At 64.4% G+C, this 20,055-nt stretch carries 18 protein-coding genes; 8 read left to right on the plus strand and 10 right to left on the minus strand.

Translation table 11 applies throughout. The annotated features are described in order from the left end of the window. Window positions 1–11 precede the first annotated feature (11 nt). Both SIL87_RS10650 and SIL87_RS10655 read left to right on the plus strand, forming a co-directional pair. Entirely contained in the window at window positions 12–1,004 is a 993-nt protein-coding gene (locus SIL87_RS10650; protein WP_319614166.1) for a beta strand repeat-containing protein, read from the plus strand. Window positions 1,005–1,466: 462 nt separating this feature from the next. Then, complete coding sequence (locus SIL87_RS10655) at window positions 1,467–2,288, plus strand: class I SAM-dependent methyltransferase (protein ID WP_319614168.1); 822 nt, start codon at window positions 1,467–1,469, stop codon at window positions 2,286–2,288. Here SIL87_RS10655 and SIL87_RS10660 read toward each other — a convergent pair. After that, window positions 2,275–3,024 (minus strand): alpha/beta hydrolase, encoded by a 750-nt coding sequence (locus SIL87_RS10660; RefSeq protein WP_319614169.1) that lies wholly within the window; start codon window positions 3,022–3,024, stop codon window positions 2,275–2,277. The two genes, SIL87_RS10655 and SIL87_RS10660, sit on opposite strands and share 14 nt — an antisense overlap. 59 nt (window positions 3,025–3,083) lie before the next feature. Here SIL87_RS10660 and SIL87_RS10665 point away from each other — a divergent pair, with 59 nt between their 5' ends. From SIL87_RS10665 to SIL87_RS10680, 4 genes are all read left to right on the plus strand, one after another. Beyond that, on the plus strand, window positions 3,084–4,223 hold the full coding sequence (locus SIL87_RS10665; RefSeq protein WP_319614170.1) for a glycosyltransferase family 4 protein: 1,140 nt from the start codon (window positions 3,084–3,086) through the stop codon (window positions 4,221–4,223). Window positions 4,224–4,233: 10 nt separating this feature from the next. Then, a complete protein-coding gene (locus tag SIL87_RS10670; protein ID WP_405055227.1) occupies window positions 4,234–5,136 on the plus strand; it encodes a glycosyltransferase family 9 protein in 903 nt (300 codons plus the stop codon). A gap of 165 nt (window positions 5,137–5,301) precedes the next feature. Beyond that, window positions 5,302–7,224 carry a threonine--tRNA ligase gene (thrS, locus tag SIL87_RS10675; protein ID WP_319614172.1) on the plus strand — a complete coding sequence of 641 codons (1,923 nt, stop codon included), beginning with the start codon at window positions 5,302–5,304 and terminating at the stop codon, window positions 7,222–7,224. A 151-nt stretch (window positions 7,225–7,375) separates the two neighbouring features. After that, a complete protein-coding gene (locus tag SIL87_RS10680; RefSeq protein WP_319614173.1) occupies window positions 7,376–9,256 on the plus strand; it encodes an AI-2E family transporter in 1,881 nt (626 codons plus the stop codon). Between the two features lie 30 nt (window positions 9,257–9,286). Here SIL87_RS10680 and SIL87_RS10685 read toward each other — a convergent pair whose 3' ends face one another. From SIL87_RS10685 to hslV, 6 genes are read right to left on the minus strand one after another with little or no spacing between them, the layout of a single operon-like run. After that, window positions 9,287–9,835, minus strand: coding sequence for a TIGR04282 family arsenosugar biosynthesis glycosyltransferase (locus SIL87_RS10685; RefSeq protein WP_319614174.1), 549 nt, complete (start codon window positions 9,833–9,835; stop codon window positions 9,287–9,289). Then, the gene (locus SIL87_RS10690) at window positions 9,832–10,515 is read right to left on the minus strand and encodes a glycosyltransferase (RefSeq protein ID WP_319614175.1); all 684 of its coding nucleotides are present in this window, start codon (window positions 10,513–10,515) and stop codon (window positions 9,832–9,834) included. The genes SIL87_RS10685 and SIL87_RS10690 overlap by 4 nt, the downstream gene beginning before the upstream one ends. Then, entirely contained in the window at window positions 10,512–12,623 is a 2,112-nt protein-coding gene (locus SIL87_RS10695) for an FAD-dependent oxidoreductase (protein ID WP_319614176.1), read from the minus strand. The genes SIL87_RS10690 and SIL87_RS10695 overlap by 4 nt, the downstream gene beginning before the upstream one ends. 53 nt (window positions 12,624–12,676) lie before the next feature. Next, complete coding sequence (locus SIL87_RS10700) at window positions 12,677–13,978, minus strand: chloride channel protein (RefSeq protein WP_319614177.1); 1,302 nt, start codon at window positions 13,976–13,978, stop codon at window positions 12,677–12,679. Between the two features lie 17 nt (window positions 13,979–13,995). Beyond that, on the minus strand, window positions 13,996–15,312 hold the full coding sequence (hslU, locus tag SIL87_RS10705) for an ATP-dependent protease ATPase subunit HslU (RefSeq protein ID WP_319615953.1): 1,317 nt from the start codon (window positions 15,310–15,312) through the stop codon (window positions 13,996–13,998). Then, the gene (hslV, locus tag SIL87_RS10710) at window positions 15,312–15,863 is read right to left on the minus strand and encodes an ATP-dependent protease subunit HslV (RefSeq protein ID WP_319614178.1); all 552 of its coding nucleotides are present in this window, start codon (window positions 15,861–15,863) and stop codon (window positions 15,312–15,314) included. Before hslV ends, hslU begins: the two co-directional genes overlap by 1 nt. A 242-nt stretch (window positions 15,864–16,105) precedes the next feature. Between hslV and SIL87_RS10715 the strand changes: the two genes are divergently transcribed. Beyond that, window positions 16,106–16,552, plus strand: a complete 447-nt coding sequence (locus tag SIL87_RS10715) for a phosphate-starvation-inducible PsiE family protein (protein WP_319614179.1) — start codon at window positions 16,106–16,108, stop codon at window positions 16,550–16,552. 7 nt (window positions 16,553–16,559) lie between these two features. Here SIL87_RS10715 and SIL87_RS10720 read toward each other — a convergent pair whose 3' ends face one another. Both SIL87_RS10720 and SIL87_RS10725 read right to left on the minus strand, forming a co-directional pair. Beyond that, complete coding sequence (locus tag SIL87_RS10720) at window positions 16,560–17,015, minus strand: GFA family protein (protein ID WP_319614180.1); 456 nt, start codon at window positions 17,013–17,015, stop codon at window positions 16,560–16,562. Window positions 17,016–17,236: 221 nt separating this feature from the next. Continuing rightward, window positions 17,237–17,866 carry a glutathione S-transferase family protein gene (locus SIL87_RS10725; protein ID WP_319614181.1) on the minus strand — a complete coding sequence of 210 codons (630 nt, stop codon included), beginning with the start codon at window positions 17,864–17,866 and terminating at the stop codon, window positions 17,237–17,239. 155 nt (window positions 17,867–18,021) lie between these two features. Between SIL87_RS10725 and SIL87_RS10730 the strand changes: the two genes are divergently transcribed. Then, window positions 18,022–19,419, plus strand: a complete 1,398-nt coding sequence (locus tag SIL87_RS10730; RefSeq protein ID WP_319614182.1) for an MFS transporter — start codon at window positions 18,022–18,024, stop codon at window positions 19,417–19,419. An 18-nt stretch (window positions 19,420–19,437) separates the two neighbouring features. Here SIL87_RS10730 and SIL87_RS10735 read toward each other — a convergent pair whose 3' ends face one another. Next, complete coding sequence (locus SIL87_RS10735) at window positions 19,438–20,037, minus strand: DUF2497 domain-containing protein (protein WP_319614183.1); 600 nt, start codon at window positions 20,035–20,037, stop codon at window positions 19,438–19,440. Window positions 20,038–20,055 lie beyond the last annotated feature (18 nt).

Here is a 20,055-nt window from a genome sequence, read left to right on the forward strand (position 1 = left end):
ATGTGAATACTGTGAGCGACGGCGGTACGGGGCAGACCATCGCACTCGGAAACGCAAATACGATCACCGGCACCAGCGGCGCACCGATTGCGGTGTTCGGTTCGGACAACGTTGTCAATGCTGGACCGACCGGACAATTTTATGCCTATGGCAGCAATAATGTCATCAACGCGGTTGGATCAGATACGGTTCTCGGCAATGGCACTGCCAATACGATCAATGTCGGCGGCGGTGGCGTCGTTTTTGCCGCAGGTGGCAACGACTCCATCATCACGTCGGCAAGCAGCAATGCCTTCGTCGTTGTGGGTGGCTCCGCCTCCAGCGATCTGGTGACGCTCGGCGGTTCTTCCTATGCCTATGTCGAAGGAAATACCTCGATCGCGGCGACCGGCACGAATTACATGCTGATGGCTTCGGGAAATAACAGCGCGACGCTTAACGGCGGGTCTCTGGCTTTTGTGATTGCCGGTGCCGACACGATCAATGCGACCGGTGCGGCAAACGTGTACGGTGGCGGTGGAACCCTCGATTTCATCGGTGGCGCCGGGCACAGCGTCGTCGAGATCGGCGCGGGCAGCGTGACGGCGTTGGCCGGGTCCGGCGGCATTACCGCTTATGGCGGAACCGAGGGCAATAACTCCCTCGTGGGCGGGAGCGGTTCGAATGTTTTGTATGCCGAAGGGACCGGCAGTACGCTGGTTGGCGGCACCGGAAACAATACGATGGTGGCCGCCGCAGGTGCGACGACCATGGTTGGCGGCGCGAATGCGGCGTTGAACAATTTCGTCTTCAACATGAATAGCGCCAATAGTTCCGACGTGATCACCGGCTTCAGCAACGGACCTGATAAAATCACTTTGGGTTCGGGCGTTACGATCACCAATCAGACGATGGGTGTGGGCTCCATCGCTCTCACCCTGAGCGACGGCACCAAGATTTCCGTGATCGGTGCATCGGCGGCGTTGACCGCCAGCGTCAGTGGTTCGACGACGATTCTGAGCTGATACTTCTGGTTTCGGCTGCCTGCATCGTGATGGGCGAACTGCTCGGTCACGCATGAACCTCTTTGCCGCGGGATCGGTTTCGAGCGATCTCGCTGCGGGAGGGAGTTGAATTTCGTGCAATGGACTGCCGGCTTTCGAGGGCGTGGACGATCAGTCGGGAATGAAATTTTTACGGCCTTGGGTCGATCGGGAGCCGGACGATACACGCAGCGGTTTCGATGGTGTCTCGGCGGAATGGTCGATCCCTGGGCATGGCGGTGCTGGTCGTGGATGGCGTGATAGTTGGCTTGAGGGGGCCACTCTGAAGCCGGCGGTAGGACTGTGCATCGGCTATAAATACGTTCGATCGCTGTGGAGCCGGTTGCGTTTGATCGCTGTGCGCCGCCGATGGGAGCTGATCCGATGTGGCGACTTTTAGTGGCGGCGCTTTCCTTTGACGGCATGGACCAATAACGTCGCGACGTGAGCAAAGTCGGGCATCGGTTTGGACGGGATGCATTCGGTGACGATCCTGCCCGTTACGACGCGGCGCGCCCGGCTTATCCTGATGAATTATACGAGCGGCTTGAGGCGATTGGCGCGTTGCGCCGCGGAATTTCGATTTTCGAAATTGGTCCCGGGACGGGGCTCGCGACCCGGCGGCTGCTGGACTACCGCCCGCGCCGCCTGCTTGCCGTGGAGCCGGACTCCCGGCTTGCCGCCTATCTGGCCGATCGATTCCGCTTGCATGAGGGATGTGACGCCCTGGGAATCGCCACGGCACCGTTCGAAACCGTGGGTCTTGCACCGGAGTCGTTCGATCTCGGCATTGCCGCGACCTCGTTTCACTGGGTGCGGCAACCGGGCGGGCTCGATCGTGTTCGTGCGGCTCTGTTGCCGGGGGGCTGGTGGGCGATGTGGTGGACGAATTTCGGTACCGCAATCTCGGATGATTTCCAGATCGCGATACAGCCGATATTCATGGAAACCCTTGGCGTCGCGGCGCAGGGCTCCCGGACGCGGCTGGCTTTCGACCTCGACCATTCCCGGCGTCGCGATCAGCTCGGCCGTGCGGGGTTTGCGCAGATCGGGGTTATGAGCTGGCAGCGCCGCCTCCGGCTCACGACCGCAGCGTTGATCGATCTGTATTCCAGTTTTTCAGTGATCAAGGCTCTGCCCGATGGGAATCGGTCACGGTTGCTCGATGGGCTTGCCGATATCGCCGAGACCCGATTCGGCGGAGCACCGGAGCGGGTGTTCACCACGACGCTCTATACCGCGCAAAATCCGCTCAGGGCCGGGTGAGCGAGAGCAGAAGGTCTTCGATCGCCGCGAGGTCGCTGGGGCGGGAGAGCCGGTGTTCGCCGTCCTTGATCAGGAGCACGCGGGTATCGGTGCTGGCGATGCGCTCTGCGATCCGCAGACTGGTCTGCCACGGCACTTCGAGATCGCACTGGCCGTGGATCAGGCGGGTCGGGCCGGTGAAATCGATGGTCGAGCGGAGCACGAGATGTTTCGCGCCATCTTCGAACAGGCCGGGCGTCAGGACGGTGGGTGGGCCGTAGGGGTTGGGCAAGGCAATGTCGCGGTTGCTGGCAAGGTGTGCGATGGCCTCGGTCGTCAGGCTGGGGCGGATCAGGTCTTCGGTGAAATCGGGCGCGGCGGCGATGCCGAGGAGGCCGGCGATTCGCGAGGCAAGCGGCCGAACCAGCAGCAGCATGATCCAACCACCCATCGAGGAGCCGACCAGGATCAGCTTGCCGTGCGGCACCACGCGGTCGATGACCGCTCGGGCGTCACCGGCCCAGCGGCTGATCGTGCCCTCGGAAAATTCGCCGCCGGACGTGCCGTGACCGGAATAATCGAGCCGGAGCATCGCCTGCCCCCGCGCGGCACAGACGGTGCGCAGATGAAGCGCCTTGCTGCCCTGCATGTCCGAAGCGAAACCGGGGAGAAAAACCACCGTCGGCCCCTCCCCCGCCAGATGGGCGTAGGCGAGTGCTTTGCCTTCGTGGTCGATCGTGCCGATCTGCTCGTGCATCGCGCTCTCCCTTTATCCTGCATGCCATGGTAACGCCGCCGTCTCACAGCAGGTGACGCATGGCCAAACCGTCCGACTTCGCGATTCTACAAGTTCTGCCGCAACTGGAAACCGGGGGCGTGGAACAGGTTGTGATCGAACTGACGGAAGCGGTGGCCCGCACCGGGGCGCGGGCGCTGGTGGCGAGCCTGCCGGGGCGGCTCGTTCCGGCGGTGGAACGGGCCGGCGGGATTCATATTCCGCTCGATCTCAAATCGCGCAACCCGTTCCGGATGGGGTGGAATGGCGATCAGCTGGCCAAGCTGATCAAGAAGCAGAAGGTCTCGCTGATCCATGCCCATTCCCGGGCCCCGGCGTTTGCGGCCCGGGCGGCGAGCATGCGGCGGGAAATTCCGTTCGTGACGACCTACCACGGTGCTTACAACCAACGCGGCCTGTTCAAGCGGCGGTATAATGCGGTGATGGCGTCGGGGAACCGGGTGATCGCGATTTCACGATTCATCGCGGAACTGGTGCGCGAGCGGCATCATGTCGGGGATGACCGGCTGCGGATCGTGCCTGGCGGGGTCGATCCGGTGAAGTTCGATCCGGAGACGGTCAATGGCGGGCGGATCGATCGGCTCGCGCGGGCGTGGCGGCTGCCGGATGGCGGGCAGACCATCATGCTGCCGGCGCGGCTGACCTCGTGGAAGGGGCAGGAGGTGATGATCGAGGCGCTGGGGCGGATGCGCCATCGTGACGTCACACTGATCCTGCTCGGCAGCGCTCAGGGGCGCGATGCTTACGCGAAATCGCTCGCGGAGCGGGCGCGGAGCCACGAGGTTGCGAGCCGGGTGCTGTTTGCCGGGGACTGCGCGGACATGCCGGCGGCCTACAAGCTGGCGGATGTCGTGGTCAATGCATCGACCGATCCGGAAGCATTCGGGCGCACCATCGTCGAGGCGCAGGCGATGCGGCGGCTGGTGATCGCGAGCGATCATGGCGCGGCGCGCGAAACCATCGTGGACGGGGAAACCGGCTGGCGGGTGAAGCCGGGCGACGCGGCTGCGCTGGCGGCGGCGCTGGATGCGGCGCTCGATCTTCCGGTCGAGGCGCGTATCGAAATGGGGCACGCGGGGCGAGCATTCGTTTCGGAACATTATTCGATCGCGGCGATGCAGGCGGGAAATCTGGCGGTTTATCACGAGTTGCTGGGGTGAAAGTGCCGGGATGAAAGTCATGGTGATCCGGCACGGCGCACTGGGCGATATCGTGCTCAGCATGCCGGCTTTCGCCGCGATCCGGGCGCATCATGGCGGGGCCGCGATCTCGCTGCTGACGACGGCACCGTTTGCGGGGTTTCTGGCGCAGGCACCGTGGTTCGATACTGTGATTATCGACGAGAAGCCGGCCCCCTGGGATTTTGCGGGGTTGGTGCTGCTGCGGCGACGGTTGGCGGGGTTCGACATGGTGTACGATCTGCAGACATCGTCGCGGTCGTCGCGCTATTTTCGGCTGGCGGGCAGGCCGGAGTGGTCGGGGATTGCGCGTGGGGCGCGGTTTTTTCATGGGAATCCGGGGCGGAACCGGCTGCATACGCGCGAACGGATTGCCGAGCAGCTGGCGATTGCCGGGATAGCCCCCCTGCCCGCTCCCGATTTGTCCTGGCTGCGTAGGGTGCCGCCGCCGCGCGCGCTTCCGGAGGCGTTCGCTGCCCTGATTCCGGGGGCTGCGCCGCATCGGCCGGAGAAGCGCTGGCCGGCAGCGCGGTTCGGGGCGCTCGCCGCGCAATTGCCGATGCCGGCAGTGATTTTTGGCACTGAAGCCGAACGGCCGCTCGCCGATGAAATTCGCCGCGTCGCACCCGGGGTGATCGATATGACCGGGCGCACCGACATCGCGCAGCTTGCCGCCTGCCTCGACCGTGCCACCATCGTGATCGGCAACGATACCGGGCCGGTGCATCTGGCGGCGGCGCTCGGCGTACGGTGCATCGTGCTGTTCGGCGGTGCCAGCGACCCGGTGTTGACGGCACCGCGGATGCCGGATGGGGCGTGGCCGACGATTATTCGGGTGTCAGATCTTTCGGAGTTGGCGGTATCCCCGGTGGCGGCGGCGGTCGGGAAAGTATAGGCAGGCAGGACTAGTTTTTTGCAAAAAAGGAGCAAAAAACTCTTGTTGGGGTGAGGTGGCGGGTTTCTGTCGCTCGGGCCGAGGTTGACGAAGTCCCGTGCGCTTGGCTTTGCGCGGCCGGGGCGGCATAACCCTCGCTCACCCTTGCCCTGAAGGAGCAAAATCATGCCTGCGATCACTTTGCCTGACGGTTCCGTCCGCGACTATCCGGGCGCCGTCACCGGCACCACGATCGCGGCATCGATCGGCCCGGGGCTGGCGAAGGCGGCGCTGGCGATGGAGGTCGATGGCGCGATGATGGATATCGCGCGCGAGATCGAGCGGGATGCGCGGGTGCGGTTCATTACCCGCAAGGACCCCGAGGCGCTGACGATGATCCGCCACGATGCGGCACATGTGATGGCCGAGGCGGTGCAGTCGCTGTATCCCGGCACGCAGGTGACGATCGGCCCGGCGATCGAAGGCGGGTTCTATTACGATTTTTTCCGCAACGAGGCCTTCACCCCGGATGATCTGCCCGCGATTGAGGCACGGATGCGCGAGATCGTCGCGGCCAATGCGCCGTTCACCCGCGAGGTCTGGCCGCGCGCGACCGCGATCGAGTTTTTCGAGGCGCGTGGGGAGCGGTTCAAGGCGGAACTGATCCGCGATCTGCCGGATGCCGAGACGATCACGATCTATCGGCAGGGCGACTGGCTCGATCTCTGCCGGGGGCCGCATATGCGCGGTACCGGGGATATCGGCGGTGCGTTCAAGCTGACCAAGGTGGCCGGTGCGTATTGGCGGGGCGATCATCGCAATCCGATGCTCAGCCGGATCTATGGCACCGCATGGCGGGACCAGAAGGAACTCGACGCGCATCTGCACCAGTTGGAGGAGGCGGAGCGGCGCGATCATCGCAAGATCGGACGGCAGATGGACTTGTTCCATATGCAGGAAGAAGCGGCGGGGTCGGTGTTCTGGCACGAGAAGGGCTGGCGGCTGTACCGGACGGTGGAATCCTATATGCGCCGCCGCCAGGAGCAGTTCGGGTATTCCGAGGTGCGCACGCCGCAATTGCTCGACCGCTCGCTGTGGGAAAAGTCGGGACATTGGGAGAATTACCACGCGCATATGTTCATCGCCGAGGTCGAGGACGAGAACAAGGTGCTCGCGGTCAAGCCGATGAACTGCCCGTGCCATGTCCAGATTTTCAACCACGGGCTGCGCTCGTATCGGGAATTGCCGCTGCGGATGGCGGAATTCGGGGCATGTCATCGGTACGAGCCTTCGGGGTCGCTGCATGGCATCATGCGGGTGCGCGGGTTCGCGCAGGACGATGCGCATATTTTCTGTACCGAGGATCAGATCGCGGATGAGACGGTGCGGTTCGTCGAGATGCTTCGGCTGGTGTACCGGGATTTCGGGTTCGCCGACTTCGCGGTGAAATTCGCCGACCGGCCGACGCCGCGCGCGGGCAGCGATGAGGTCTGGGACAAGGCCGAGGCGGCGCTGAAATCGGCCTGCGCGCAAGCCGGGGTGGAGTATACGCTCAATCCCGGCGAGGGGGCGTTCTATGGGCCGAAGCTCGAATTCGTGCTCCGGGATGCGATCGGGCGGGATTGGCAGTGCGGGACGTTGCAGGTCGATTTCGTGCTGCCGGAGCGGCTGGATGCCAGCTACATCACGGCGGAAAGCCAGCGTGCCCGGCCGGTGATGCTGCATCGTGCGATATTGGGGAGTTTCGAGCGGTTCATCGGCATGATGATCGAGAATTGCGCGGGGCGGTTTCCGCTCTGGCTGGCGCCCACGCAGGTGGCGGTGGCCAGTATCGTGACCGATGCCAACGAGTATGCCGAAACCGTGGCGGGGCGGTTGAAATCCGCCGGGCTTTCGGTGACCACCGATCTGCGTAATGAAAAGATCAATGCCAAGATCAGGGATTTGAGCCTTGCGCTGATCCCGAACATCATGGTGGTCGGGCGGCGGGAGGCGGAGCAGAACACGGTATCGCTGCGCCGGCTCGGCAGCGATGCGTCCACGACGGTGGCGCTCGATGAGGTGGTGACCGCGCTCAGGACCGAGGCGACGCCGCCCGATCTGCGATGACAGGCCGGGCCGGGGTGCTGACTGCGCCCCGGTGTGCGGCACATATTCCGGTCTTGTAATTTTCCGGAACGGCATCGGAGAGGCCGCTGATGTATGAGTGAACTTTTCGTGATCGACATTCGGTCGATCCGGACGGGGAGCAGTTCAGGGAATGGTCAAGGCATCGCCGGTTGCATCGGGCTCGATGGGTGCGAAGGGTCGCAACCCGGGACGGGGTCCCGCCAAAGATCCGGCGAAGATGATGACGTTGTTCGTCCTCGTGGTGGTGACGCTCTATTTCGGGCGGGAAGTGCTGATCCCGATTACCCTGGCCGTGCTGCTCGCGTTCCTGCTGGCGCCGCTGGTCGCACTGTTCCGGCGCTGGCGGCTGGGGCGAATACCCTCCGTGTTGCTGGTGGTGACGGTGACGATCGGGGTTCTGCTTGGGATCGGCAGCGTGATCGGCGGGCAGATCGGGTCGCTCGCGCATGATCTGCCGAACTACACCAAGACGATCGAGACCAAGGCGGCGACGATTCAGGCCGAGACGATCGGCCGGGTGACCAAATTCATGCAGCCGGCAAGGAAGACGGCGCAGGGTGGCGCAGCCGCTTCGGCACCCGCAGCGACGCCGGGCGGCCAGATGGCCCCGACGGCGGCACCTGCGCGCGGTTCGACCGGCGTGACGTCGCATTGGGGCGTGGTGAAGGAGGTTCTGGGGCCAGTGCTGTCGCCGCTGGCCACGATTGGCATCGTGTTCATCGTCGCGATATTCGCGTTGTTGCAGAGCGAGGATTTACGGGACCGGCTGATCCGGCTGATCGGGGCAGATGATATTCACCGGACCACGATCGCGATGGATGATGCGGATTCGCGGTTGCGGCGGTATTTTCTGACCCAGCTTACGGTAAACACCACGTTCGGCATCGTGGTCGGGGTCGGGCTGTTTTTCATCGGTGTGCCCAACCCGGTGCTGTGGGGGGTGTTGTCAGCGCTGTTGCGGTTCATTCCGTATATCGGCTCGATGATTTCCGCCCTGCTGCCGATCGCCCTGGCGGCGGCGGTGGAACCGGGCTGGTCGATGGCGCTGTGGACGGCAGCACTTTACATCGTCGTCGAGGGGATCACCGGTCAGTTGATCGAACCGCTGCTCTACGGGCACAGCACGGGGATTTCACCGTTCGCCGTGGTGGTGGCGGCGATTTTCTGGTCGTGGGTGTGGGGGCCGGTCGGGCTGTTTCTGTCGACGCCGCTGACCCTTTGCCTTGTGGTGATCGGACGCAACGTCAAGCGGCTCGAATTTCTCGATGTGATGTTCGGGGACCAGCCGGCGCTGAGCCCGGTGGAGACCTTCTATCAGCGGCTGCTGGCCGACGACGCGGACGAGGTGGTGGAGCAGGCTGAGACGCTGCTCAAGGATATGACGCTGGCGTCGTATTATGACGAGGTGGCCTTGCCGGGGATGCAACTCGTGGCCGCCGATGCCGATCGGGGCGTGCTGGAACCCGAGCAGCTCGATACGGTGAAGACGGCGATCTATGAATTGGTCGAGACTTTGGCCGAGCATGTCGAGCCAACCGGGGATGGACGTGCCGAGGGGGTGCTCGTTGCCCCTGCCGGTCTGGAAGCGCCCGCGATTTTGAGCATTGCCGGGCGGGGGCCGCTCGATGAACCGGCTTCGGCGATGCTGGTGCATCTGTTGCAGCAACAGGGGATTGCGGGGCGGCTGGTCAGGTACGACGATGTTTCACGGCATGCCTTGCAGCATCTGGACGTCAGCAACGTGGCGATGGCGGCGATCGCGTATCTCGATATCAGCGGCAGTCCGGCGCATCTGCGCTATCTGATCCGGCGGTTGCGGCGTTATCTGCCGGAGGGCACACCGATTCTGGTGGGGCTGTGGCCGCATGAGGAGCCGGCACTTCAGCAGGAACGGATGCGGACGACGATCGGGGCGGATCATTACGCGAGTTCCTTCGCGGACGTGATGGCGCAATGCCGCTCGGTCATCGAACATCGGTCTCCCGTCGAGCCCGCGACGCAGATCGCCTGACGGCGGAGACGTTGATTTCGCCCGATGTTGCTACTCATCGAGATCGTGGAGGCGGCGCAGCAGCGCGACGCGGCGGCGGGGGAAGTTGCGTCGGGTGTCAGCCAGAGCGTGGGGGCTCGACCATCGAACATTGGCGAACATCGCCGCCGGGCGGCCTGCCGACAGGCCGATCAGCCAGTAGCCGCCATCCGCCGCCGGGCCGAATACCGCGTGATGGCCGCGCAGGAGGCGTAGTGCTCGCCGCAGGTCGGACGGCGCGATGTCGGGGATGTCGCTGCCGATCAGAATGACCGGACGGTTGGGGAAATGCGCCATCGCACGGTGCATGCGGGTGCCGAGATCACCTCGACCCTGCCTTTGGATCGCCCATCCGGGGGCGCGCAGGCGCGCGTAATGGTCCGGCGTGATCGCGACGACAAGGACGACCCGGCGGAGGGGGCGGATGCGCCGGAGCAGGCGGTGCAGCAGGGTGCGCGAGAGGTTCAGCGCCGCGCGGTCGCCGATCTTGCGCGCCAGCCGCCGCTTGCCGACGCCGAGACGGGGGATGCGGGTGAACACGATCACCACGGGCAGGCTCATCGGCGGTAGTCGCGAATGGCGGGAGCGTCGGGGGCGATGAGGTAGCGCAACAGGCGGATGAAGTTGGCGGCGACGCGGCGGACCCAGCCATCGCGGATATAGGCTGAGGCATCGGTGGTGACGATGAGGTTCATCGGGTCGAGGCGGCGGCGGCCGAGATTTCGGGCCAGCGCGACATCTTCCATCAAGGCGAGGCATGGCATGCCGCCGGCGGCTTCGAGCAGGTCTCGATGGATCAGCAGGCCCTGATCGCCGTAGGGCAGGCGGAACAGGAAGCAGCGCAGGCGGACCAGCGCTTCGAGGAGGCGGGCGCGCAAATCGGCGCTGGCGAAGCGGAGCGTGCCGAAATAAGCGCGGCTTGGGTCGATGAGGTTTCGGCGGATCGTGGTCGGCCAATCGGGCGGGAGGTGGGAGTCGGCGTGAAGCAGAAGCAGCCATTTGGTGGGGGCGGCCGCGATGCCGCGTTGCAACTGGCTGCCGCGCCCGGATGGTCCCTCGATCAGGATTGCCCCGGCGGCGCGGGCGAGGGTTGGCGTTTGATCGGTGCTGCCGCCGTCGCTGACGATGATCGCCGCGACCAGATCGGGAGCGGCGGCGATCGTGGCGAGCAGGGCCGGCAGGTGGGCCGCTTCGTTCAGCGTGGGGATCACGACCGAGATGAGGGCGGCGGCATGGTTCATCGGCGGCGCCACTTATGGAAGCGATGGAGCAAAGCGAGGCCGCGCGGGGAGGCATGTTTCTGGCGCCAGAGGCCGGCGACGGCGCGGATCGCCTCGCTGCGGGTCGGGTAGGGGTAGATCGTGCCGAGCAGTTTTTTGAGGCCGAGATCATGCTGGATCGCGATGGTGAAGCCGGTCAGAATTTCGCCGGCATGGGTGCCGACGATGGTGGCCCCGAGAATCCGGTCCGATCCCGGGCGGGTCAGGACGGTGACGAACCCTTCGGTGTCGGCTTCCGCGATCGCGCGATCGAGTTCGGTGAATTCGTAGCGGGTGATCTCGCAGGCAATGCCGCGCGCTAGGGCTTCGCGTTCGTTGAGGCCGACCCGTGCGATCTCCGGGCTGGTGTAGGTGACTGCGGGGACCGCGCGATACGAGGGTTTGAACCGCCAGAACGGGCTGAACAGGGCGTTCAGGGCAGCGAATCCACCCTGAAATCCGGCGATATGGGTCAGTTGATACGGGCCGGCGACATCGCCGCAGGCAAAGATGGTGGGCTGGAGGGTTTGCAGCCAGGCATCGGTTTCGATCGTGCGGCCCGGGCCCGGAGCGATGCCGAGGTCTTCCAGCCCGTAGCCGGAAAGGCGCGGCTTGCGCCCGATTGCGAGAAGAATGCGGTCGAACCCGATATCGACGATGTCATCCTGAAAATCGGTGCGCAGGGCGAAGCCGCCATGTTCGGCAAGGACGGCCACGGCGCGATGTCCGGTCAGGATGGTGACGCCGTCACGCCGCAGGGCGGTGGCGATGGCGGTGGAAACATCGTCGTCCTCGCGCGGGAGCAGGCAAGCAGCGTTTTCGACCAGAGTGACGTCACTGCCCAGACGGGCGAAGGCCTGCGCCATTTCGCATCCGATCGGGCCGCCGCCGAGGATGAGCAGGCGGGCGGGCAGAGTTTCGAGGTCCCAGAGGGTTTCCGAGGTTGCCGAAGGGCAATGGGCGAGGCCCGGGATCGAGGGGATGACCGGTTCGGCGCCGGCGGCGATGACGATGGCGCGGGTGGTGATGATGTCCTCACCGATCGCGACCGACCATGGCGAGACGATTCGGGCGTGCCCGTGCCGGACATCGACGCCGAGTGCCGTATAGCGCGCCACCGAATCATGGGGGGCGACACCGGCGATGGCGGCGCGGACTGCGGCGCGCGCGGCGGGGAAATCCATTCCGAGGCGGGCCGCATGGAGCAGGGCTTTGGAAGGCACGCAACCGGTATTGAGGCAATCACCGCCCATGAGTGCCGATTCGATCAGGGTGACACGGGCGCGCAGGGCGGCGGCGACATAGGCGGTGACCAACCCGGCAGCGCCCCCGCCGATCACCACCAGATTGCGATCGAAGCGGCGGGGGCGGGAAAAACCGGCCTGACGGCGGCGTCGTGTCAACGCATTGCGCACGAGCGGAGCGGCGAGTGGCAGGGCGGCGAGGAGCAGCAGGCCGAGGATCAGGCGCGCGGTGAGTACGGTGTGGTGGGCGCCCAGTGTGGCGAGGGTGGCGCCGGCGTTGACATAGATGATGGTGGCCGGGAGCATGCCGATCTGGCTCGCAAGATAGAAGCGGCCGAGGGAGAGCCGGGTCAGCCCGGCGAGCAGGTTGATCGCGACGAACGGGATAACGGGGACCAGCCGGAGGGAGATCAGATACAACGCGCCGTCACGCGCGATCCCGTGATCAATTCGGGCGAAGGCGCCGGGAAACCGGGCCAGTGCGAAATCGCGCAGCAGGAACCGGGCGATCAGGAAGGCGAGGCTTGCACCGATCGTGGCCGCAAAGGAGACGAGCACGCTGCCCGCGACCACGCCGAACAGCGCACCGGCAGCGAGCGTCAGGATCAGCGCGCCGGGAAACGACAGGGCGGTGGCGAGGATATAGATGCCGAAAAACGCGGCGAAGCCGGTGAGGCGGTGATGGGTCACCAGATCATGCAGTGCTGCGAAATGGTGGCGGAGACCTGCGGGGGTCAGTGAATGACGCTGGAGGGCCACGGCGATCCCGACGGTGACGAGGACGAGCCCGGCGAAGGCGAGCGGTCGGAGCCGGGATAATCGTTTCGGCGGGTTGATGATGTTCATGGCACGTTCATGCCCGAGGATGGCCTTCGCATGCAAAAGCGGTGGCGCGGCCTTTATTCGGGAGGCAATCCGGCGGTGTTCGGTGCCGCCACCGGCTTGTGCTCGACGACGCGGAGGAATTGCTGCGCCATGGCGTGATAGACTGGTTCCTTGCACACCACCCGCGATGCCATGGTGCCGAGGATCGCGGCGACACCGACCGGGACGGTCATGGCGGGGTTGCTGGTCATTTCGATCACGATGGCGGTGGCGGTGAGCGGGGACTGGACGACACCGGCGAAATATCCGGCCATGCCGATCATGGCGAAGGCGGCCACCGGCAGGTTGGGGATCAGGTGGGCAAACGCCGTGCCGACGCCGACGCCGACGGCGAGAGAAGGGGCGAAGATGCCGCCGGGAATCCCCGACAGATAGGAGACCAGGGTTGCGAGGAATTTCAGCGGGGCGAATTCCAGCGGCGGCAGCACGCCGCGGGTCAGAGCCTCGCGGGCTTCGCCGTAGCTCGCATCATAGACCTGACCATGCGAGGCGAAGCCGATCGCCGCGAGAATGAGGCCGCAGAGTGCCGCGAAAACGACGGGGCGGCTCCGTGCGAGGCGGTTGACGGATGCCGGCATGAAGCGGGCCGGCATGATGAGGATCTGGGCGAACAGGCCGCCGGCAAGGCCGCCGACGACGGCGCAGACCGGGACCAGCAGCCAGATCGAGCCGAGCGCAAGGGTGGCGCGCGAGAAGCCGAAATAGGGCTGGTAGCCGAGCACGAGAAACAGGGTGATACCGCTGGCGAAGGCGGCGAGGATGATCGAACGGACCTGACGATCATCGAAGCTGCGGGCCATTTCCTCGATCGCGAAGATGATCCCGGCGATCGGGGCGTTGAAGGCGCAGGTGATGCCGGCGGCGCCACCGGCTAGGATAAGCAATCGCTGGAGCGCGTGGCTGCGCTCCAGCCCGAGGCGGCCGCAGATGTTCATAGTGGCGCAGCCGATCTGCACCGTCGGGCCTTCCTTGCCGATCGAGGCGCCGACCGCGAAGCCCAGCAGGGTCAGCAGGAACTTGCCGGCTGCGATGCGGAGGGAGAGCACCGAATCGACATCGGCGGGGTCCTGCATCTGCAGGCCCGCCATTGCCTGCGGAATCCCCGAGCCCTGGGCGCCCGGAAAGACGCTGCGGGTGAGGAAAACGATCAGGGCCAGACCGGCGGGACAGAGCAGGAAGGGCAGCCACTCCCGGCCGGTCGTGAGCGTGGCGAAAAAGGCACTGGCGCGGATCACGCCGAGGCCGAAGACGATCGAGATCAGGCCGGTGATCACCGCCGCGAGTACGAAGATCACGTTGCGTTTGGTGGCGGCCATGGGCGCGCGGCGCTCCGCTACAGGATGAAGCGGGAGAGATCGCCCTTGGCCGCCAGTGGCGCGACACGGTCGTGCACGAGGCTGGCATCGACGCTGATGGTTTCGCCCGACCGGTCGGTGGCACCGAAGCTGATGTCCTCCAGCATGCGTTCGAGGACGGTGGCAAGACGGCGCGCGCCGATGTTCTCGACGCGGTCGTTGATGTCGGCGGCGAGGCTCGCGATGGCGTCAATCGCGGCATCGGTGAAGTCGAGATGGACGTTTTCGGTCTCCATCAGCGCGACGTATTGCTTGAGGAGCGAGTGTTCGGGTTCGGTGAGGATGCGGCGGAGATCGTCGCGCGAGAGCGGCGCGAGTTCGACGCGGATGGGCAGGCGGCCCTGAAGTTCGGGCAGGAGGTCGGACGGTTTGGCGACATGGAAGGCGCCCGAGGCGATGAACAGGATGTGGTCGGTCTTGACCGGGCCGTATTTGGTGGTGACCGTGGTGCCTTCGATGAGGGGGAGCAAGTCGCGCTGCACGCCTTCGCGCGAGACATCGCCACCGCGGAAGCCACCTTCGGTTTTGGCGCAGATTTTGTCGATTTCGTCGAGGAAGACGATGCCGTGATTTTCCGCGTGGGTGCGGGCGTCGGCGGTGAGTTGGTCGGTATCGAGCAGGCGATCGGCTTCCTCGCGGTTCAGGGCGGTGCGGGCGGCGGCGACGCTCATGCGCTTGCGGCCCTGCTGGCGGCCGAACATGGATTTCATCATTTCGCCGATGTTGGCGGCACCACCGGGGGGCATGCCCGGCATATCGAGCTGTCCGATCATGTTGGCGGGGTTTTCGGCGACCTCGATATCGATTTCCTTGTCTTCCAGCTGGCCGTCGCGGAGCATGGTGCGGAAGCGGTTGCGGGTATCGGCGGAGGCCCCCTCCCCTACCAGAGCGGTCAGGAGCCGGTCCTCGGCGGCGAGTTCGGCGCGGGCGGCGACGCCTTTGCGGTTGGCATCGCGCAGCATGGTGATCGAGATTTCGACCAGGTCGCGGATGATGCTTTCGACGTCGCGGCCGACATAGCCGACTTCGGTGAATTTGGTGGCTTCGACCTTGATGAAGGGGGCTTGGGCGAGTTTGGCAAGGCGGCGGGCGATTTCGGTTTTGCCGCAGCCGGTCGGGCCGATCATCAGGATGTTTTTCGGGACGACTTCCTCGCGCATGGCTTCGGGGAGTTGCTGGCGGCGCCAGCGGTTGCGCAGTGCGATGGCGACGGCGCGTTTGGCATCGTTCTGGCCGACGATGAAGCGGTCGAGCTCGGAGACGATCTCGCGGGGGGTGTAGGTCGGGCTGTCGATCACAGGGTTTCCACAATCAGGTTATGGTTGGTGTAGATGCAGATGTCGCCGGCGATTTTCATGGCACGGCGGGCGATGTCCTCGGCGGTGAGACCATCGACGGTGAGCAGGGCGCGGGCGGCGGCGAGGGCGAAATTGCCACCGGAGCCGATGGCGATGATGCCGTCTTCGGGTTCGAGCACGTCGCCGTTGCCGGTGAGGGTGTAGGAATGGATGCCATCCGCCACCGCCATCATGGCTTCGAGGCGGCGGAGGTAGCGGTCGGTCCGCCAATCCTTGGCCAGTTCGACGCAGGCGCGCTCGAGCTGGTTGGGGAAGCGTTCGAGCTTGGCTTCGAGGCGTTCGAGCAAGGTAAAGGCATCGGCGGTGGCGCCGGCAAAACCGGCGAGGACGGCACCGTTGCCGATGCGGCGGACCTTGCGGGCATTGCCTTTGACCACGGTGTTGCCGAGGCTGACCTGACCGTCGCCGGCCATGGCGACCGCGCCGTTCGCGCGGACGCAGAGGATGGTCGTGCCGTGCCAGCCGACCGGATCGTGCGGGTTTTCCATGATTGGGAGATGGCATGGGTGGCGTAGAGAAGGAAGGGAAGCGCTTCTTTTTTGAAAAAAAGAAGCAAAAAACTTTTTGGAGTTGGGTTCCCGGCGGTGTCACTGGAATGGGCTAACGAACGAGAGTTTTTTTGCTTCTTTTTTTGCAAAAAAAGAAGACCTTGCTTTACTTTTACCGGTCGTGGTGTGTTGTGACGGGCGGCGCGGCAGCGTTCTGGATAAGCAAAAAAGGACGATCAGGGATGCGTGAGGGGTTCGAGACCAGGGTCTATCATTATTTCGAGATCATCGTGGTGCAGGTGCTGACGCTGCTGATGGCGGTGGTGGTGACGGCGGCGCTGCTGCACCTGATCGCGAATATTCTGCATGATATTTTTTATACCAGTTTCGATCCGACCAATCCGGCGATTTTCCAGTCCGTGTTCGGGGCGATTTTCACGGTGGTGATCGCGCTGGAGTTCAAACGGTCGATTCTGGTGACCAGCGAGCGGGCCGAGGGGTTGGTGCGGGTGCGGGTGGTGATATTGATCGGGATGCTGGCGATCGTGCGCAAGCTGATCATTCTGGACCTGGGCAAGGGGCAGTCCGAGACGTTGTTTGCGCTGTCGGCGGCGTTTCTGTCGCTGGGAGTGGTGTATTGGCTGGTGCGGGATCAGGACCGGCGGGATCAGGCCGAGGGGTTGGAGTGAGGGTACGTCAAGATGACGTGATTGGAGGCGGTTGACCGACCGGGGACGGGATTGCGGGCGATTGGCGTGGATGGTTTCGGAGAGATTGGTCGATCAGTCCCCAGGTCGGGGCGCGATCGGTCCAGATAAAACTTTGCGGACGCCCGAGACCGGGATCGTCGAGCGCTCCGGCGCGGATAACCGTGAGACCGGAGCGACCGGATGACTCGCTGAACAGCGGCGTGCCGCAGTGGGGACAGAACGAACGCTGCATCGTGTTGCCGCTGTCGGCGGTGCTTTGATAGGACTGGAGGGTGCCCGTGATGGTCAGATCATTTTTATTGAAGATCAGGTTGATGGAAGCATTGCCGGCGGCGAGATACTGGCAGTCGCGGCACCAGCAAGCCCGCGTTGCGATCGGTGCCGAGGTTGATTGAAAGCGGATGCTGCCGCAGAGGCAGCCGCCGGTTATCGGGCGTTCCATGATCGTGATGTGTGCGGGTTCATGTCAATTCCTGCGCACGTTATCAGGCGGGGGGCGGGGTCTGGCGGGGCAGGTTTTCCAGCGTGTGGTCGATCAGGCCCCAGTCGGGCGCGCGTTTGTTATGACCTCCTGCACGGCTTTCGCGGAAGATTTCGGGCCGATGGGGCTCGATGTTTTTATTTATCGCCGAAAACCGTGCATCGAAGCAACGAAATTCGCGATCAGCCGGGTTGAGTGGATTTGAAGCTCGGCAGCGCCTGGATTTTGGTCCACCAGTCGTGCAAGCCGGGGACGTCGAAGAGGACGTCCTTGTCAGGGGTCATGGAAACGTAGGCGGCAATCGGGGCGAGGTAGAGGTCGGCCAGGCTGAGGTCGCCGGCGATGAAAGCGTCGTGGCCCCTGGTCTGCATGGCGAGGGTGAGCACCTTGCGGCCCGCTTCGATTCCGGCGCGACGGGCGGTCTCGTTTTTGCCGCCGACGAAATCGGGGAAGAGGTGATAGGCAGCGACGCCGCCGAGCAGCGCACCATAGCCGTAGGAGTCGATCAGGCCGATGACCATGTCCATCCGCGCGCGATCTTTCGGGGTGGCCGGAATGAGAGAGCGGCCGGGGAGGACATCGTTCAAGTAGCGGGTGATCGCGCTGGTCTCGAGCAGGCGCAGGCCATCATGATCAAGCACCGGGACCTTGCCGAACGGGTGGCGGGCGAGGTGTTCGGGCTTCTGCGGTTCGCCTTCGAGCACGTTGATCTGATGTTGGGTGAAGTCGGTGACGCCTTTTTCGGCGAGGACCATTTTGACGGTGCGGACGTAGGTGGAGCCGTCGAAGCCCCAGAGGACGAGGTCGGACATTGAGCGGTGTTCTCCCTGTGTGTTTGCGCGTGAGTTGGCTGGTGTTCAGAGAATGAGAGATGTGCGAGGAAATACAACCGCGCTTCATGGCCGATCTTGCCAAATGATGAAGTCGCTGGCTTAAACACCGCAAGATCAACCAACGGGGAACGCATATGTCGGGTCAGCACGCCGCAGATATCGCCGCACGGCTCGATCGCCTGCCGCCGTCGCGGACGGTGTGGACCATTATCGTTCTGATCTCGCTGGGCGGGGTGTTCGAGTTCTATGACCTGTTCTTTACCGGCTATGTGGCACCCGGCATGGTCGGGTCGGGCCTGTTCAAACCGGCATCGCTCGGGATTTTCGCTTCGCTGACGGCATTGAAAGTGGCGGGGTTCGGCACCTTCGTGTTCGCGACCTTCGCCGGGCTTTGGCTCGGGGCGCTGGTGTTCAGCCAGGTCGCCGACCGGTTCGGCCGGCGGATCGTATTCACCGGGGCGCTGATCTGGTACATGATCTGCACCGCGATCATGGCGTTCCAGACCAGCGGGTTTGCGCTGGATATCTGGCGCTTCATCGCCGGCATCGGCATCGGAGTCGAGCTGGTGACCATTGATACCTTCATTTCCGAAATGATTCCGCGCTCCGAGCGGGGACGGGCATTTTCGGTCAATCAGTTCATCACCTTTCTGGTCGTGCCGGTCATTGCGTTTCTTGCGTTCGTGCTGAAGGGAACCAGGCCGTTCGGGCTCGATTACTGGCGGGTGGTCATTCTGATCGGCTCGGTCGGTGCGCTGATCGTGTTCGTGCTACAGCGCGGCATTCCCGAAAGTCCGCGCTGGCTCGCCCGGCATGGACGGATCGCCGAGGCCGATGCCATCGTGACCGACCTCGAACGTAAGGTCAGCCGCGAACTCGGGCGCGCCTTGCCGCCGCCGCAGCCCGCAGCGCCGGAGGAAAGTGGCGCCGGGTCGTTTTTCGAGATCTTCAGCCCACCTTATTTGAAGCGGACGATCATTCTCTCCATCTTTAATATGGCGCAGGTGATCGGGTTTTATGGGTTCGCTGCCTGGGTGCCGACGCTGCTGATACATCGCGGCATCCATGTCACCGCGAGTCTCGAATATGCGTTCATCATTGCGATCGCCAACCCGTTCGGCCCGCTGCTCGGCACGCTGTTCGCGGACAAACTCGAACGCAAAACCCAGATCATCGGCGGGCTCGTGGTGATGGGGATCGTGATCGTGCTGTTCGCCCGGAGCAATGCGCCCGCCGTGTTGATCGCGCTCGGTGTGCTGTTCACCCTCGCCTCGAACATCATGTCGTTCGCGTATCATGGATATCAGCCCGAATTGTACCCGACGCGGATCCGGGCGCGCGCGGTCGGGTTCGTTTATTCGTGGTCACGCATCGCTGCGGCTTTCGCGGGGCTTGCGATCGGTATTCTGCTTGCCGATTACGGGGTGCCGGGTGTGGCCGTGTTCATCGCGATCGCCATGCTGGTGGGGATCATCATGATCAGCCTGGGACCATCGACCAAGGGTCTGGCGCTCGAACAGATCAACCACTGAGCCGAGAGGCGGCGCCCGTCAGAGGCCGCCCGGCTGTCCCACGAGACGCTCGATTTCGGCGCGAACCACGCGCTCGACCAGACCGGGCAGATGGGTGTCGAGCCATGATTTCAGCAACGGGCGGATTTCCTCGCGGACGATCTCCTCGACGCTGATCCCACCCCGGCTGATCGCGAGGTTGCGGTCGGCCGATACCGTCCGCACCAGCGCGCCGATATGGCTCGCGGCCGCCTCGGCCGCCTGGGCACCGAGAATGGGCTGCGGCCCCTCGATGGTGGAATGCGGGCTCGGCGTTGCGGCCGGACCCGCGTGACCCCGTTCGGGATCGTAGGGAACATCGGTTGCCGCAGCGCCCGGCGGCAGGGCGCTTGAGAGCGTGGAGGCGGAACTGATCGCCGCCGGGGCGGGCAACTCGCTGCTCTCATGCCGCACCGGGCCGGAGGGCGCCGGTTCGGGAACCATCATCGACGGATCGAGCATCATCACGGAGTCGGTGGTGGTGCCGCGATCGCCTGTTGGCATCGGCACGGCCTCGTCATCCTTGAGAATGCGCCGGATCGAGGAGAGGATTTCATCCATCGATGGTTCGGCATTGATCGGCTCGTTCGAAATGCTCATGCGCAACTCCCGCCCTTG

It is taken from the genome of Acidiphilium acidophilum, assembly GCF_033842475.1.
Taxonomy (GTDB): Bacteria; Pseudomonadota; Alphaproteobacteria; order Acetobacterales; family Acetobacteraceae; genus Acidiphilium; species Acidiphilium acidophilum.

What these genes read in the sequence shown, in the direction of transcription:
- SIL87_RS10695 (WP_319614176.1), bottom strand. Translation starts at nt 12,623, where the DNA reads ATGAACATCATCAACCCGCCGAAACGATTATCCCGGCTCCGACCGCTC.
- SIL87_RS10715 (WP_319614179.1), top strand. Translation starts at nt 16,106, where the DNA reads ATGCGTGAGGGGTTCGAGACCAGGGTCTATCATTATTTCGAGATCATC.
- SIL87_RS10700 (WP_319614177.1), bottom strand. Translation starts at nt 13,978, where the DNA reads ATGGCCGCCACCAAACGCAACGTGATCTTCGTACTCGCGGCGGTGATC.
- SIL87_RS10735 (WP_319614183.1), bottom strand. Translation starts at nt 20,037, where the DNA reads ATGAGCATTTCGAACGAGCCGATCAATGCCGAACCATCGATGGATGAA.
- hslV (WP_319614178.1), bottom strand. Translation starts at nt 15,863, where the DNA reads ATGGAAAACCCGCACGATCCGGTCGGCTGGCACGGCACGACCATCCTC.
- SIL87_RS10665 (WP_319614170.1), top strand. Translation starts at nt 3,084, where the DNA reads ATGGCCAAACCGTCCGACTTCGCGATTCTACAAGTTCTGCCGCAACTG.
- SIL87_RS10660 (WP_319614169.1), bottom strand. Translation starts at nt 3,024, where the DNA reads ATGCACGAGCAGATCGGCACGATCGACCACGAAGGCAAAGCACTCGCC.
- SIL87_RS10730 (WP_319614182.1), top strand. Translation starts at nt 18,022, where the DNA reads ATGTCGGGTCAGCACGCCGCAGATATCGCCGCACGGCTCGATCGCCTG.
- SIL87_RS10680 (WP_319614173.1), top strand. Translation starts at nt 7,376, where the DNA reads ATGGTCAAGGCATCGCCGGTTGCATCGGGCTCGATGGGTGCGAAGGGT.
- SIL87_RS10720 (WP_319614180.1), bottom strand. Translation starts at nt 17,015, where the DNA reads ATGGAACGCCCGATAACCGGCGGCTGCCTCTGCGGCAGCATCCGCTTT.
- SIL87_RS10690 (WP_319614175.1), bottom strand. Translation starts at nt 10,515, where the DNA reads ATGAACCATGCCGCCGCCCTCATCTCGGTCGTGATCCCCACGCTGAAC.
- SIL87_RS10685 (WP_319614174.1), bottom strand. Translation starts at nt 9,835, where the DNA reads ATGAGCCTGCCCGTGGTGATCGTGTTCACCCGCATCCCCCGTCTCGGC.
- SIL87_RS10725 (WP_319614181.1), bottom strand. Translation starts at nt 17,866, where the DNA reads ATGTCCGACCTCGTCCTCTGGGGCTTCGACGGCTCCACCTACGTCCGC.
- SIL87_RS10670 (WP_405055227.1), top strand. Translation starts at nt 4,234, where the DNA reads ATGAAAGTCATGGTGATCCGGCACGGCGCACTGGGCGATATCGTGCTC.
- thrS (WP_319614172.1), top strand. Translation starts at nt 5,302, where the DNA reads ATGCCTGCGATCACTTTGCCTGACGGTTCCGTCCGCGACTATCCGGGC.